The organism is Bacillus sp. FSL M7-0307, from assembly GCF_038627835.1.
GTDB lineage: Bacteria > Bacillota > Bacilli > Bacillales > Bacillaceae > Bacillus > Bacillus altitudinis.
The window spans coordinates 73,019-88,277 of the sequence record NZ_CP152023.1; the positions used below are offsets into that span (position 1 = coordinate 73,019).

Below are 15,259 nucleotides of genomic sequence, written 5' to 3' on the forward strand. Positions count from 1 at the left end.
TCAAGAAAGTATGCCTTTTTGGCAAATAAAGCGTCGAACGTTTTATGGAAACGACAACTTCTTTTGACAAAATTTCTTTTTCACCTTCGCTATAATGACAAGCAACGAATATCAGGTGGGGGATGAAAAGATGGAAAAACTAGAAAGAAGAACTGATTTAACGGGAGCCGGGTTTGAAAGAATCAGTGCAGGGTTAAAAAAGATGAAAAACCTGTTTCTTCATCATACGCATTCTCTTTTTTTCTATAAAGGGTTTATTTATGTTGTTCTGGGCTTTTTATTGGGACGAGCCTTTATCTTATCTGAAATTATGCCGTTTGCATTGCCTTTCTTTGGGTCCATGCTGCTCATTAAAAGGGATAAAGCGATGCTTGCTTGTCTTGCTTTACTCGCTGGAGCGATGACGATATCACCTCAAAATGCATTATTCGTATTTGCGTCATTGATCGTGTTCCTCCTCATGTCAAAGGTCGTTTCATTTATCATCAAAGACCCAGTGAAAACATTACCGGTTGTGATTGTGCTCTCAATGCTGATGACCAGGGGAGCTTTTGTATACCTCGAGCAGGGTGCGGTTCAAAGCTATGACTATGTGATGGCAGGGGTTGAAGCTGGACTTGCCTTCATTTTGACACTGATTTTTCTTCAAAGTTTGCCGATTTTTACAGTCAGGAAAATCAAACACTCCTTAAAGGTTGAAGAAATTATTTGCTTTATGATATTAATCGCTTCAGTTTTAACAGGTCTGGCTGGGATCACATTTCAAGGAATGCAGGCAGAGCATATTTTGTCACGATATGTAGTGCTGAGCTTTGCCTTTATTGGAGGAGCGAGTATTGGTTGTACAGTGGGTGTTGTAACTGGATTAATTCTTGGTCTCGCCAACATCGGCAACCTTTATCAGATGAGTCTGCTTGCCTTTTCGGGCTTATTAGGCGGATTACTAAAAGAGGGGAAAAAAGCAGGAGCCGCCATAGGCTTGATTGTGGGTTCTTTACTAATCTCCCTCTACGGTGAAGGGTCAGCAGGGCTAATGACAACGCTATATGAATCACTCATCGCAGTTGCACTGTTTTTGCTCACGCCACAGTCAGTAACGTCCAAGGTGGCAAAATATATTCCTGGTACGGTAGAGCATGTACAGGAACAGCAGCAATATGCCAGAAAAGTACGAGACGTGACAGCAAAAAAGGTAGATCAATTCTCTAATGTATTTCATGCGCTGTCTGAGAGTTTTGCGACATTTTACGAATCCATTCCTGAGGAGAAGAAGCAGGAAGAGGATGTAGATCTTTTTTTAAGTACGATCACAGAACGTTCCTGTCAAACGTGCTATAAGAAAAATAAATGCTGGGTGCAGAACTTTGATACAACCTATGAACTCATGAAACAAGTTATGCATGAATCTGATGAAAAAACGTACGAGCATAACCGGAAGTTGAAAAAGAAATTCAGTCAGCACTGCTCAAAATCAAAGCATGTAGAAGAATTGATTGAAGAGGAGATAGCTTACTATAAAGCAAATCAGACCTTAAAGAAAAAGGTCCAAGACAGCAGGCGCCTTGTGGCCGAACAACTTATGGGTGTCTCACAAGTCATGGAGGATTTTTCCCGGGAAATAAAACGAGAAAGAGAGCAGCATTTTATTCAGGAAGAGCAGATGATAGAAGCACTTCAGAACTTTGGAATTGAAATTCAGCAAGTTGAAATTTATAGCTTAGAACAGGGAAATGTTGATATAGAGATGAGAATTCCCTATTGCCAAGGTCATGGGGAATGCGAAAAAATCATCGCTCCAATGCTCTCGGATATTTTAGAAGAACAAGTTTTAGTCAAAGCAGAGCAGTGTGCGGAGCATCCAACAGGTTATTGTCATGTTGTATTCGGTTCTGCAAAATCGTATCGAGTGTCTACAGGTGTAGCACATGCAGCGAAAGGTGGAGGATTAGTATCTGGAGACAGCTACAGCATGATGGAGCTGGGTGCAGGTAAATATGCCGCAGCTATTAGTGATGGGATGGGAAATGGAGCAAGAGCCCATTTTGAAAGCAATGAAACGATCAAGCTGTTAGAAAAAATCTTGGCGTCTGGTATTGATGAAAAAGTAGCGATTAAAACGATTAATAGCATTTTATCTCTACGGACAACGGATGAAGTCTACTCTACATTAGACTTATCCATTATTGATTTACAGGATGCGAGCTGTAAATTCCTCAAGATTGGCTCCACCCCAAGTTTTATTAAACGTGGTGATCAAGTGATGAAGGTACAGGCCAGCAACTTGCCTATTGGCATTATTGATGAATTTGAAGTAGAAGTGGTGAGTGAACAGATGAAGGCAGGAGATCTCCTTATCATGATGAGCGACGGGATCTTTGAAGGACCAAAGCATATCGAAAATCATGATTTGTGGGTCAAACGAAAAATGAAGAGCTTTAAAACAGAAGATCCGCAAGAGATTGCTGATTTATTAATGGAGGAGGTCATTCGCACAAGAGCAGGTCAAATCGATGACGATATGACGGTTGTCGTCATTAGGCTCGACCACAATACACCAAAATGGGCATCCATTCCGACAGGTACATTCTATCTTCAGAAACAAGAGATTTCTTGAAATATCGTATAATATGAATTTCTTCTGGCGATGATGGGGATATAAGCATTCAGTTACAATCCCAGGAGGAATGAAGATGCGAAAAGGTCACGTAAACCAAATCTTACTGATTACAGATGGCTGCTCAAATCATGGGGAAGACCCACTTGCGATTGCCGCATTGGCAAAGGAGCAAGGGATCACAGTCAATGTCATTGGCATTATGGAAGAGAACAGACACGATCATGAAGCGATGAAAGAAGTAGAGGGGATTGCTCTAGCAGGCGGAGGCATTCATCAGGTTGTCTACGTTCAGCAATTGTCTCAAACCGTACAAATGGTTACAAAAAAGGCGATGACGCAAACGTTACAAGGTGTTGTGAATAAAGAATTGCAGCAAATTCTTGGCAAAGATACTGAAATTGAAGAACTTCCCCCTGATAAGCGTGGAGAAGTGATGGAGGTTGTGGACGAGCTTGGTGAGACGGTTCATCTTCAAGTGCTTGTGCTTGTGGATACGAGTGCAAGTATGAAACCGAAGCTGCCAACGGTCAAAGAAGCACTCATCGATCTCTCTATTAGTCTAAATTCGAGAATTGGTGAAAATCAGTTTGGGATGTGTGTATTTCCCGGGAAAAACTCAGATGCAGAAATTGTGTTGAACTGGACGCCACGGTTCGATTCGTTATCATCGATTTTCCCGAAGCTGACAACAGGAGGAATTACACCGACAGGACCAGCAATTCGAGAAGCACTCCAGCATTTCAAATCAGTTCGTTCACGAAAAGGGCTGCTTGAAGCGAAGGAAGAACATGATGAATTCGGCTTCTAACATCCCATTAGGTACAATGATAAAAGGAAAATGGCATCACCAACATTACCGCATTGTAAAAGAGCTGGGAAAAGGGGCGAACGGCGTGGTCTATCTGGCCGAATCGCCAAAGGGGCAAGTGGCCCTTAAATTGAGTGATGACAGTATGCTCATTGCATCTGAAGTCAATGTATTAAAATCCTTTTCAAAGGCTCCTGTGAAAACCATGGGGCCTTCTTTTTATGATATGGATGATGCTCTTTATCCTGGTATGTCAGAGAAACGGTCGTTTTATGTCATGGAGTATGTCAGAGGACCATTGCTACTTGAATTTGTCAAACAAAAAGGCGATGAATGGATCGTCGTTCTCATGATTCAACTTTTGTCTAACCTTGCTCACTTACATAAGGAAGGCTGGATCTTCGGGGACTTGAAGCCTGATAATCTCATCGTTTCAGGCCCCCCAGCTACGATTCGATGTATTGATGTTGGAGGAACAACGAAGGCAGGAAGGGCGATTAAGGAATACACCGAGTTTTTTGACCGCGGCTACTGGGGCTTCGGTACAAGAAAAGCAGAACCTTCTTATGATCTATTTGCCTTAAGTATGGTCATGGTGAACTGTGCCTATAAAAAAGAATTTAAAAAAGGGGCAGAACCAGAAAAGCAGCTTTATCGAGCGATTGAAGGACATCCTTTATTAAAGCGATATGAGAGGGTGTTAAAAGCGGCTCTCCAAGGCAAATATCAATCAGCGGCAGACATGAAAAGCGCGATGCTGAAAGAAGGACAATTGCTTGCTTCAAGAAAATCACGACAAAAGAAGCTATCACAGCAAAATAGGCAAAAGCCAGCTGTTCCCCAACATCAACAGGTCGCACCTTCACGATCAAGAGTTGCTGCTGCGAAAAGAACATCAGTACGCAAAAAATCAGGCGGGCTTTTTGAAACCATTCTCATCTTATGCAGTGTGCTCGCTCTTTACTGTGCCTATGTGGTTTTATTCCTATTATAGAGCTGTAAAAAAGCAGGCTTCTTCTTTGCTTGGAGCTAATGAAAGTGATAGGATATGTATATCTTTAAATTACCTGCTCTTTGTGAGGAGGAAGTTGTGAATAGAATTGAATCTTTTTTGAAAAAACATGATGTTTTCCTTGAAAATACGACAGTCATTGTCGGGGTTTCTGGCGGACCAGATTCTATGCTCTTGCTGCATGAACTAAACAAACGTCGAAAAGGTTCCTTTCAGCTGATTGCAGCCCATGTAGATCACATGTTCAGAGGAGAAGAATCCTTTGCTGATTTGGCATTTGTTGAAGCGTACTGTAAAGAGCATGAGATCCTTTTTGAATCGGCTCGTATACAGGTCACCCAATATGCAAAAGAAAACCGCTTAAACAAACAGGCAGCTGCAAGAGAGTGCAGATATGCTTTCTTTCGTCAATTGATGGAACAGTACAACGCTCAATTTATAGCGCTTGCACATCATGGAGACGATCAAGTAGAAACAATGGTGATGAGGCTGACAAGGGGGACTGTTGGAATAGGACTTGCAGGTATGCAAGCAAAGCGCCCTTTTCAAGAAGGGTGGCTGATTCGTCCGCTGATTGGATATTCTAAGGATGATGTACTCACTGCTTGCGAAAAAGAACAAGTTCCTTATGTCATTGATCAAAGCAATCACACCGATGACTACTTGAGAAACCGGATCAGAAGACACGTTCTTCCCGTGTTAAAAGAAGAGGCACCTCATGTGCATGAAAGCTTTCAGTTTGTAAGTGACATGCTGACTGAGGATGAGCAGTACTTGCAGGCATTAACAAAGGATCAAATGCATCAAGTCATTACGAATCAAACGCCTAAGCAAATTGAGATCAAAACGAAGCCTTTGCTTGACCTGCCTTTGCCTTTACAAAGAAGAGGCATTCAACTAATATTAAACTATCTTTATGAAAACACTCAATCAGCGTTTTCAAACCAGCATATTCTAGGGACTTTGGACTGGTTATCTCATACTGATCAACCGTCTGGATCATTAGATTTGCCAAAAGGTTTACAAGCTGTCAAATCTTATGATCACTGTATGTTTACCTTTGAACGATCGCTTGTCATAGATCAGTCATATACTCATCATTTAAAAGGTGAGCTTGGCGAGGAACTTTTTCTCCCGAATGGACAGTCTATCTTGGTATCAAATCATGTTCCGAAGGATGCACGGAACGGAAACCATTTTTTCTTGCTTCAAAAAGATCGTGTTCGTCTTCCTTTGATCATTCGCTCACGAAAAAACGGTGATCGAATCAAACTTAAAGGGATGAATGGATCAAAAAAGGTGAAAGATATATTTATTGATAAAAAAGTGCCTCTTGCAGAAAGAGACAGCTGGCCGATCGTCACTGACTCGGATCATCAAATCATCTGGATCCCAGGTCTGAAAAAATCCGTTTTTGAAGAAATTGATATGACAAACAGCGATCTCATTGTATTACAATATAGACAGCACGAAAATTTGTAGGGGGCAAGCAAAAGCATGAAACAAGATATTGAAAAGATTTTGATCTCAGAAGAAGAGATCCAGCTAAAAGTGAAGGAACTGGGTGCAACATTAACCAGCGATTATGATGGTAAATTTCCCCTGGCTATTGGTGTTTTGAAAGGGGCTCTTCCATTCATGGCAGACCTGATCAAACACATTGATACATATTTAGAGCTTGATTTTATGGATGTATCTAGCTACGGAAAGTCTACCGTATCTTCTGGAGAAGTGAAGATCATCAAAGATCTAGATACTTCTGTTGAAGGAAGAGATATTCTAATTATGGAAGATATCATCGACAGTGGGTTAACTTTGAGTTATCTGGTAGAGCTTTTCCGATACCGTAAAGCAAACTCCATTAAAATTGTGACATTGCTTGATAAACCAAGCGGCCGCAAAGCAGACATCAAAGCAGATTATGTTGGGTTTGAAGTACCAGATGCATTTGTTGTTGGCTATGGATTGGATTTTGCCGAACGTTACCGAAACCTCCCGTATATTGGAGTGTTAAAACCATCTGTTTACGAAGGCTAATGAGCACACGTTTACATGAGGTTATTGGTTGTATTGGAATGATTTTCTATGATACTATTGAACATAGTTGTGCTTACTGTGGGAGGAGGTAAGGAATGAATCGGGTTTTTCGTAATACGATTTTTTATATACTTATTTTATTACTTGTGATAGGGGTTGTCAGTTGGTTAGGATCCCCTAATCAAAAGCCTGAGAACATGTCTTACAGCAAATTTTCGCAAAATCTAAGTGCGGGAAAAGTGGAGAGTATCTCCATCCAGCCTGTAAGAGGGGTTTATGAAATTCGTGGTCAATTAGATGGCGCGAAGAAAGATGAATACTTCATTACCCACGTTCCAGACGGTCAAGGAGTTGACCAAATTTACAGTGCACTGAAGAATACAGATGTAAAAGTAGAACCAGCACCTGAAACAAATGGATGGCTGCAAGTTCTGACAACCATCATTCCATTCATCATCATCTTTATCCTGTTCTTCTTCTTATTGAACCAAGCTCAAGGCGGTGGAAGCCGTGTCATGAACTTTGGTAAGAGTAAGGCGAAGCTTTACACAGAAGAGAAGAAACGTGTGAAATTTAAAGATGTTGCCGGTGCGGATGAAGAAAAACAAGAGCTCGTAGAAGTGGTTGAATTCTTAAAAGATCCACGTAAATTTGCGGAGCTTGGCGCAAGAATCCCTAAAGGGGTTTTACTAGTAGGACCTCCAGGTACAGGTAAAACATTGCTTGCGAGAGCATCTGCAGGAGAAGCAGGCGTTCCTTTCTTCAGCATCAGTGGTTCTGACTTCGTCGAGATGTTCGTCGGTGTCGGTGCATCACGTGTACGTGATTTGTTTGAAAATGCGAAAAAGAATGCACCTTGCTTAATCTTTATTGATGAGATTGATGCAGTGGGTCGTCAGCGTGGAGCAGGTCTTGGCGGTGGTCATGATGAGCGTGAACAAACGCTTAACCAGCTTCTTGTTGAAATGGATGGTTTTAGTGCCAACGAAGGGATTATCATCATTGCTGCAACGAACCGTGCAGATATCCTAGATCCTGCATTGCTGCGTCCGGGACGTTTTGACCGTCAAATTACGGTTGACCGCCCAGATGTCATTGGCCGTGAAGAAGTATTGAAGGTTCATGCGAAAAACAAACCGCTTGATGATACAGTCAACTTGAAAGCCATTGCAAGCAGAACACCAGGTTTCTCTGGGGCAGATCTTGAGAACTTACTAAACGAAGCAGCGCTTGTTGCTGCCCGTCAAAACAAAAAGAAAATTGATATGCGTGATATCGACGAAGCAACTGACCGTGTCATTGCTGGACCGGCTAAGAAAAGCCGTGTCATTTCGAAGAAAGAACGCAATATCGTGGCGTACCATGAAGCAGGTCATACCGTCATTGGGCTTATCCTTGACGAAGCAGACATGGTGCATAAAGTAACGATCGTTCCTCGTGGTCAGGCAGGCGGATATGCGGTCATGCTTCCAAGAGAAGACCGTTATTTCCAAACGAAGCCAGAGCTTCTTGATAAAATCGTCGGCTTGCTTGGCGGTCGTGTTGCAGAGGAAATTACGTTTGGTGAAGTAAGTACAGGCGCTCACAACGACTTCCAGCGTGCAACAGGCATTGCAAGAAGAATGGTCACAGAGTTCGGTATGTCTGATAAACTTGGTCCACTTCAATTCGGTCAATCACAAGGAGGTCAAGTATTCCTTGGCCGTGATTTCAACAATGAGCCGAATTATAGTGAAGCGATCGCTTACGAAATTGACCAAGAAGTTCAGCGCTTCATCAAAGAAAGCTACGAACGTGCGAAACAAATTCTCACTGAGAATAAAGATAAGCTAGAAATCATCGCACAAGCTCTTCTAGAAGTGGAAACATTAGATGCTGAACAAATTAAATCTCTTTACGAAACTGGAAAGCTTCCAGAGCGTGTATACGCAGATGACGAAGAGAAAAACGATGATGTGAAAGTGAACATCAAGAAAAAAGAAGAAGATGAGGAGATCTAATCTCTTTCTATAAAAAGCTGTCGGGCTCACCGGCAGCTTTTTTTATTTCGATTCATGAATGGATCGGTTTCGAATTGTTTACAAATGGAACTCAATTCGTGTATGGTATGATAGAAAGTCGAAAAATGCTCTTTTTGAGACACTATTCAAAGTGGTGATGAAGTTGTTACTCGTGATAGATGTAGGAAACACAAATACCGTTTTAGGTGTTTATCATAATGGCGATTTGAACTACCATTGGCGGATTGAAACAAGCCGTCATAAAACAGAAGATGAATTTGGTATGGCAATCCGATCCTTATTTGACTATGTAGGGCTAATGTTTGACCAGATAGAAGGGATTATCATTTCTTCTGTTGTCCCGCCAATGATGTTTGCTCTGGAAAGAATGTGCGAAAAGTATTTTCACATTACTCCTCAAATCGTTGGGCCTGGCATGAAGACTGGATTAAACATTATGTGTGACAATCCAAAGGAAGTCGGCGCTGATCGAATTGTGAACGCAGTGGCGGCCATTCACCTGTATGGGGCACCTCTCATTGTGGTAGACTTTGGAACAGCCACAACCTACTGCTATATCAATGAACAAAAACAATACATGGGTGGCGCAATTGCACCGGGTATTACCATCTCAACAGAGGCTTTATATACAAGAGCGGCTAAGTTGCCAAGGATTGAAATTGTTCGTCCGGATCATATCGTAGGGAAAAACACGATTAGTGCGATGCAATCAGGTATCCTGTATGGATATGTTGGTCAAGTCGAGGGAATAGTGAAACGGATGAAGCAGCAAGCCAAACAAACACCGAAAGTCATTGCAACAGGCGGTTTGTCTACATTGATTGGAAATGAATCAGACTGTATTGATATTGTCGATCCGTTCCTCACATTAAAAGGACTCCAATTAATTTATGAGCGCAATCGTGTCGGTGTATTATAGGAGGGTTTAATCAAAATGGATTATTTAGTTAAAGCGTTAGCATATGACGGGAAAGTCCGTGCGTATGCTGCGAACACAACAGATACAATCAACGAAGCGCAGAGAAGACACCATACGTGGCCAACTGCTTCAGCTGCAATCGGCAGAACCATGACAGCAACTGTCATGATGGGAGCCATGCTGAAAGGCGAGAATAAATTAACTGTCAAAATTGAAGGCGGTGGGCCGATCGGAGCCATCATTGCGGATGGAAATGCAAAAGGTCAGGTGCGCGGATATGTCTCAAACCCACAAGTTCACTTTGATTTAAATGAACATGGGAAGCTGGACGTTAGACGTGCTGTTGGAACATCTGGAACGTTAAGTGTTGTCAAAGATATCGGACTGAAAGACCACTTTACAGGGCAAACGGAAATTGTCTCAGGTGAAATTGGAGATGACTTTACTTATTACCTCGTCTCTTCTGAACAAGTGCCATCCTCTGTAGGTGTAGGTGTTCTTGTCAATCCAGATAACTCGATCCTTGCAGCAGGCGGTTTCATCATTCAATTGCTGCCTGGAACAGAAGATGCAGTCATCGAAAGACTCGAAAAGAGATTATCAACCATTGAACCGATCTCTAAACTGATTGAAAAAGGGATGACTCCTGAAGAAATTTTAGAAGAAGTGCTCGGTGAAAAACCTCAAATTTTAGAAACTGTACCTGTCGAATTTTCTTGTAACTGCTCAAAAGAACGGTTTGCGAATGGCATCATCAGCCTAGGGAAAGCCGAAATTGAGGATATGATTGAACAAGACGGACAAGCAGAAGCTCAATGCCATTTTTGTAACGAAACGTATGTATTTACAAAAGAAGAGCTAGAAGAGCTATGTGAAGAAATAACCCGCTAAGCTCTAAGCAGCGGGTTTTCTTTTTAGAATGGAAAGGAGACGAAAGATGAGACTGAAAGCAAGAGTAGTATGGACATTTATCCTCGTTTTGCTCATGATTAATGCCGTTGTCATTGCATATGTATTAACAAAGTCACAAATGTCGCAGGCTTCTTCAAATGGGAAGAGCGGTGAAGAAATTGCTTCTATTGGGAAAGAGAAAGTCACACGTCAAGAATGGTTAAAGAAAATGGAAGACCGCTACGGAAAGGCAACACTTGAACAAATGATCAATCAGAAGGTAGTCAATCAGCTTGCGAAAGAAAACAAGCTGGAGGTATCTTCAAAAGAGATCAATCGTGAGCTGCTGATGCTGAAAGCGGTATCTAATAATTTCTACGAAGACGGTCATACAAGTGAAAAGGAATGGAAAGAGCAGATTCGTTATCAAATTTTATTAGAACAGCTTCTAACGAGAGATGCGGTCGTTTCTGAAAAAGAAGCCAAATCCTTTTATGAAAAAAACAAAGACTTGTATCAATATGATGACTCATACCGAATTCGCCACATTGTTGTGAAAACAAAAGACGAGGCACAAAGTGTATTAAAAGATTTAAAGGGCGGATCTAGTTTCGAAGCTGTAGCAGCGGAACGATCCATCGACCGATATACCTCTCCTTACGGCGGAGATCTTGGATTTGTCACAGAAGAACAAGAAAGCATCCCAGCCCTATACATACAAGAAGCCCAAAAGCTTCAGCCAGATGAATGGACGAAAGAGCCGATCGAGATCAAAAACGGTTATGCCATCATACAATTAAAAGAAAAATTAAATGGTCGCTCCTTCTCTTATGAAGAAGTCAAAGATCAGATCAAAAGGCAGATCGCCATGGAAGATCTGGGTGAAAAGGCGAATGTCAAAACCCTGTGGAAAGAAGCAAAAGTCACATGGTTTTACGATGGAGAGCAGGACTAAAAGCATTGACAAAATTTTTCGAAATTGATAATTTAATATTAATACAATAAAATTACTCGGAGATAGAGGTGTTAGTGATGGCTCGTATTGCAAATTCAGTTTTTGAACTAATAGGAAATACACCAGTCGTTAAATTAAACCGTTTAGTAGATGAAGACAGTGCGGATGTCTACTTGAAACTTGAATATATGAACCCAGGCAGCAGTGTAAAAGATCGTATTGCGTTAGCGATGATCGAAGATGCTGAAGCAAAAGGTACATTAAAAGCTGGTGACACACTCATTGAGCCAACAAGCGGAAACACAGGAATCGGTCTTGCGATGGTCGCGGCTGCAAAAGGAATCAATGCGATTTTAGTTATGCCGGATACAATGAGTCAGGAGCGCCGCAACCTTTTACGGGCTTACGGTGCAGAACTTGTATTAACACCGGGTGCAGAAGGAATGAAAGGTGCCATCAAAAAAGCAGAAGAATTAGCAGAAGAGCACGGATACTTCATGCCTCAGCAGTTCAGCAATGAAGCCAATGCTGAGATTCACCGCCGCACAACAGGGAAAGAGATTCTTGAACAATTCGACGGCGACCTTGATGCATTTATTGCAGGAGTTGGTACTGGCGGTACGATTACAGGTGCTGGTGAAGTCCTGAAAGAAGCCATCCCATCTATTCAGCTCTATGCGGTAGAACCAACAGATTCTCCTGTACTATCAGGCGGGAAACCAGGTCCGCATAAAATTCAAGGCATCGGAGCAGGGTTTGTTCCATCTATCTTGAACACAGAAGTATATGACGGCATTATCCAAGTGAAAAACGAAGATGCATTTGAACTTGCAAGAAAGGCAGCGAAAGAAGAAGGAATCCTTGGTGGTATATCTTCAGGAGCAGCCATTTATGCAGCGCTTCAAACAGCGAAGAAGCTTGGTAAAGGGAAAAAGGTTCTAGCGATTATTCCAAGTAACGGTGAACGTTACCTTAGTACGCCGCTTTATCAATTTGATTAAACAATACACCCCAGCATTTGCTGGGGTTTTTTCATGAATTCTGAAGATGGAAAGCAAATACTATTTTCTAATTAAAATGGATTGCATTACAATAAGATTAATGAAAATAAAAAAGGATGATTACATGACACAACGTAGGCCGATGGGCATCAAAATTCCTTTTACGAAAGATGCATTCTTGAAACGCTACGAACAATTAACGGCTCATGAATCACATCACGTCCTTCTTGAAAGTGCACGTGGCGGAGATTACAGTATTGCCGGCATTCATCCGATCGCTAAAGCGAAAGGGAAGGACGGGATGACCACCATCCATTATCAGAATGAGGTGTTGTTCAAAGAGGGAGATCCTTTCAGGGCATTTGCTGATTGGTTTCAAACCCTTCAAACCGAAACGAACGACGAATATCCTGACTTTCAAGGTGGAGCGATTGGATTTTTAAGCTATGATTATGCGAGATATATCGAGCATTTTAAAATGCTGTCCATCGATGATTTGAAGACGCCTGATTTGTATTTCCTCGTATTCAATGATGTCGCTGTCTTTGATCATAAAGAAGACGTCCTCTGGCTGATGACTCATACAGAAGGAGACGAACCTGTCAGTGAAGTTCATCAAAGACTCGAAGAATTAAAGCAAAGCTGGACAAGCACATCAGAAGAATCAGCACATTCACCTGTCAACGTGTCTTCTTCGGAATGTGTACCTGCTGCACCTTTTACTGAAGAAGCTTTCGGGGAAGCTGTAGAAACGATTAAACAATATATCGCGAACGGTGATGTGTTCCAAGTGAACCTATCCATTAGACAAGATGAACAGCTTCATACCCACCCATATCATTTATACAAAACATTACGTCACGTGAATCCATCTCCATATATGTCATATCTGCACACGCCAGATTTCCAAATTGTCTGTGGATCTCCAGAACTGCTTATTAAGAAAAAAGGCATTCAGCTCGAAACAAGACCGATCGCTGGCACAAGATCAAGAGGCAAGGATGATGCGGAAGATCAAGCTCTAGCAAAAGAACTCATTGAAGATGAAAAAGAACGCGCAGAACATGTGATGCTCGTTGATCTTGAGCGGAATGATCTTGGACGAGTGTCTACTTATGGCTCAGTCAAGGTGAACGAATTTATGGCCATTGAGAAATATTCACACGTGATGCACATTGTATCAAATGTCCAAGGGGAGCTGCGTGATGATTGTGATGCAGTAGATGTCATGAGAGCTGTATTCCCAGGCGGAACGATTACAGGTGCGCCAAAAGTGAGAACAATGGAAATCATAGAAGAACTTGAGCCAACAAGACGTGGGCTTTATACTGGATCTATAGGCTGGTTTGGATTCAATCAAGATATGCATTTTAATATCGTCATTCGTACGGCTTATTGTACAGGGGGCAGAGCCTTCATGCAGTCAGGTGCAGGCATTGTCATCGATTCTGTACCAAAGCACGAATACAAAGAATCGATTAAAAAAGCCTATGCAGTGAAAAAAGCATTACAGTTGAGCAAAGAAGAGACTATTTTGAGTTAGAGGTGAGCAGAGTATGATATTAATGATTGATAATTACGATTCATTTACGTACAACCTGGTCCAGTATTTAGGTGAGCTTGGGGAAGAACTGATTGTAAAACGAAACGATCAAGTCACTATTCAAGAAATCGAAGAGCTCAAGCCAGACTTTCTGATGATTTCTCCAGGACCTTGCAGTCCGGATGAAGCAGGAATTAGTATGGAAGCGATCAAACATTTTGCTGGGAAGATTCCGATCTTCGGTGTCTGTTTAGGTCATCAATCCATTGCACAAGTATTTGGTGGAGATGTCATTCGTGCGGAGCGGTTAATGCATGGGAAAACATCAGAGATTGAACATGACGGCAAAGGTGTCTTCACGGGACTACAAAATCCGCTCGTCGCAACGAGATATCATTCATTAATTGTTAAATACGAGACGCTGCCGGAGTGCTTTGTCAGAACAGCGAGCACAAAGGAAGGCGAACTCATGGCCATTCGCCATAAAGAACTTCCGATTGAAAGTGTTCAATTCCATCCAGAATCGATTATGACGTCCTTTGGTAAAGAAATGCTCAGAAATTTCATTGAAACCTATCGTAAAAAGGGGAATGAAGTAAACGCATGATCATTTACCTGAACGGTCAGTATATAGAGGAGAAAGACGCGACTCTTTCTCCTTTTGATCATGGTTTTCTATATGGCATCGGTGTATTCGAAACATTTACCTCTCTAGCAGGACAAGTCTTCTTGTTAGACTGGCATCTTGAAAGGCTCAATCAATCATTGCGTGACCTTTGCATCGAATCCACAATAGAGAAACCATTTGTACTCGACATCATTCATACATTATTCAATCAAAACCAAATAACGGGCGGTCATGCGAGGATCCGCTTCAATGTTTCTGCGGGCAGAGGCAATGGATTTTCTGCAGACCCTTATGAGGAGCCTGTTGTTTTTGTGATGATCTCCCCATTCCGGCCCGAATCAATAGTAGATGAAAAACAGGGAATCATTCTTGATACAAGAAGAAACACACCGGAAGGTCCAAGACGGCTCAAGTCGCATCATTACATGAACAACCTGCTGGCGAAAAGAGAAGTAGGGAACGATCCGTCGATAGAAGGGATCTTTTTAACAAAAGAAGACGATGTGGCAGAAGGAATTACGTCAAATCTATTTTGGCGAAAAAAAGATGTGATCTATACACCTTCACTTGATACCGGCATTTTAAACGGGGTTACCCGTCGATATTGTATCGAAAAGCTGCAAGCTTCGGGGATCTCACTAATAGAAGGAAGATATCCACTCTCACACTTGCTCTCAGCTGATGAGGCGTGGATGACCAATTCGGTTCAGGGAATTGTGCCTTTTAAAAATATCGGAGACACCGTCCTGCAAAACCACAACCGAACGATTTCGACCAAGCTTAGAACAGAATATACAAAAGAACGTCTAGAACATAAAGAGTAGGTG

Annotated in this window: 13 protein-coding genes; all 13 read left to right on the forward strand. The window is 41.9% G+C overall.

Annotation, left to right across the window (positions count from 1 at the left end; all coding sequences use genetic code 11):
- The first annotated feature begins 130 nt into the window (after window positions 1-130).
- The 13 genes from spoIIE (at window position 131) to pabC (ending at window position 15,256) form a co-directional block, all read left to right on the forward strand.
- A complete protein-coding gene (gene spoIIE / locus MHI41_RS00400) occupies window positions 131-2,614 on the forward strand; it encodes a stage II sporulation protein E (RefSeq protein WP_024719363.1) in 2,484 nt (827 codons plus the stop codon).
- Between the two features lie 76 nt (window positions 2,615-2,690).
- Window positions 2,691-3,425 (forward strand): VWA domain-containing protein, encoded by a 735-nt coding sequence (locus MHI41_RS00405; protein WP_008341829.1) that lies wholly within the window; start codon window positions 2,691-2,693, stop codon window positions 3,423-3,425.
- Window positions 3,409-4,419 (forward strand): protein kinase family protein, encoded by a 1,011-nt coding sequence (locus tag MHI41_RS00410; RefSeq protein ID WP_342494439.1) that lies wholly within the window; start codon window positions 3,409-3,411, stop codon window positions 4,417-4,419. The genes MHI41_RS00405 and MHI41_RS00410 overlap by 17 nt, the downstream gene beginning before the upstream one ends.
- Before the next feature lie 96 nt (window positions 4,420-4,515).
- Entirely contained in the window at window positions 4,516-5,919 is a 1,404-nt protein-coding gene (gene tilS, locus MHI41_RS00415; RefSeq protein WP_342494440.1) for a tRNA lysidine(34) synthetase TilS, read from the forward strand.
- Between the two features lie 15 nt (window positions 5,920-5,934).
- Window positions 5,935-6,474, forward strand: a complete 540-nt coding sequence (hpt, locus tag MHI41_RS00420) for a hypoxanthine phosphoribosyltransferase (RefSeq protein WP_007496175.1) — start codon at window positions 5,935-5,937, stop codon at window positions 6,472-6,474.
- A 95-nt stretch (window positions 6,475-6,569) separates the two neighbouring features.
- Window positions 6,570-8,474 (forward strand): ATP-dependent zinc metalloprotease FtsH, encoded by a 1,905-nt coding sequence (gene ftsH, locus MHI41_RS00425; protein WP_008341822.1) that lies wholly within the window; start codon window positions 6,570-6,572, stop codon window positions 8,472-8,474.
- Between the two features lie 163 nt (window positions 8,475-8,637).
- The gene (locus tag MHI41_RS00430; protein ID WP_008341820.1) at window positions 8,638-9,414 is read left to right on the forward strand and encodes a type III pantothenate kinase; all 777 of its coding nucleotides are present in this window, start codon (window positions 8,638-8,640) and stop codon (window positions 9,412-9,414) included.
- 15 nt (window positions 9,415-9,429) lie between these two features.
- On the forward strand, window positions 9,430-10,305 hold the full coding sequence (gene hslO / locus MHI41_RS00435; protein WP_281201659.1) for an Hsp33 family molecular chaperone HslO: 876 nt from the start codon (window positions 9,430-9,432) through the stop codon (window positions 10,303-10,305).
- A gap of 52 nt (window positions 10,306-10,357) precedes the next feature.
- Window positions 10,358-11,260 carry a peptidyl-prolyl cis-trans isomerase gene (locus MHI41_RS00440; protein WP_234799405.1) on the forward strand — a complete coding sequence of 301 codons (903 nt, stop codon included), beginning with the start codon at window positions 10,358-10,360 and terminating at the stop codon, window positions 11,258-11,260.
- A gap of 77 nt (window positions 11,261-11,337) precedes the next feature.
- On the forward strand, window positions 11,338-12,261 hold the full coding sequence (gene cysK / locus MHI41_RS00445; RefSeq protein ID WP_008341814.1) for a cysteine synthase A: 924 nt from the start codon (window positions 11,338-11,340) through the stop codon (window positions 12,259-12,261).
- Between the two features lie 124 nt (window positions 12,262-12,385).
- Window positions 12,386-13,804: an anthranilate synthase component I family protein gene (locus tag MHI41_RS00450; protein ID WP_272512058.1), complete on the forward strand. Its 1,419-nt coding sequence runs from the start codon at window positions 12,386-12,388 to the stop codon at window positions 13,802-13,804.
- Window positions 13,805-13,817: 13 nt separating this feature from the next.
- Window positions 13,818-14,411, forward strand: a complete 594-nt coding sequence (pabA, locus tag MHI41_RS00455) for an aminodeoxychorismate/anthranilate synthase component II (RefSeq protein WP_342494441.1) — start codon at window positions 13,818-13,820, stop codon at window positions 14,409-14,411.
- Window positions 14,408-15,256 (forward strand): aminodeoxychorismate lyase, encoded by an 849-nt coding sequence (pabC, locus tag MHI41_RS00460; protein WP_216099582.1) that lies wholly within the window; start codon window positions 14,408-14,410, stop codon window positions 15,254-15,256. Before pabA ends, pabC begins: the two co-directional genes overlap by 4 nt.
- Window positions 15,257-15,259 lie beyond the last annotated feature (3 nt).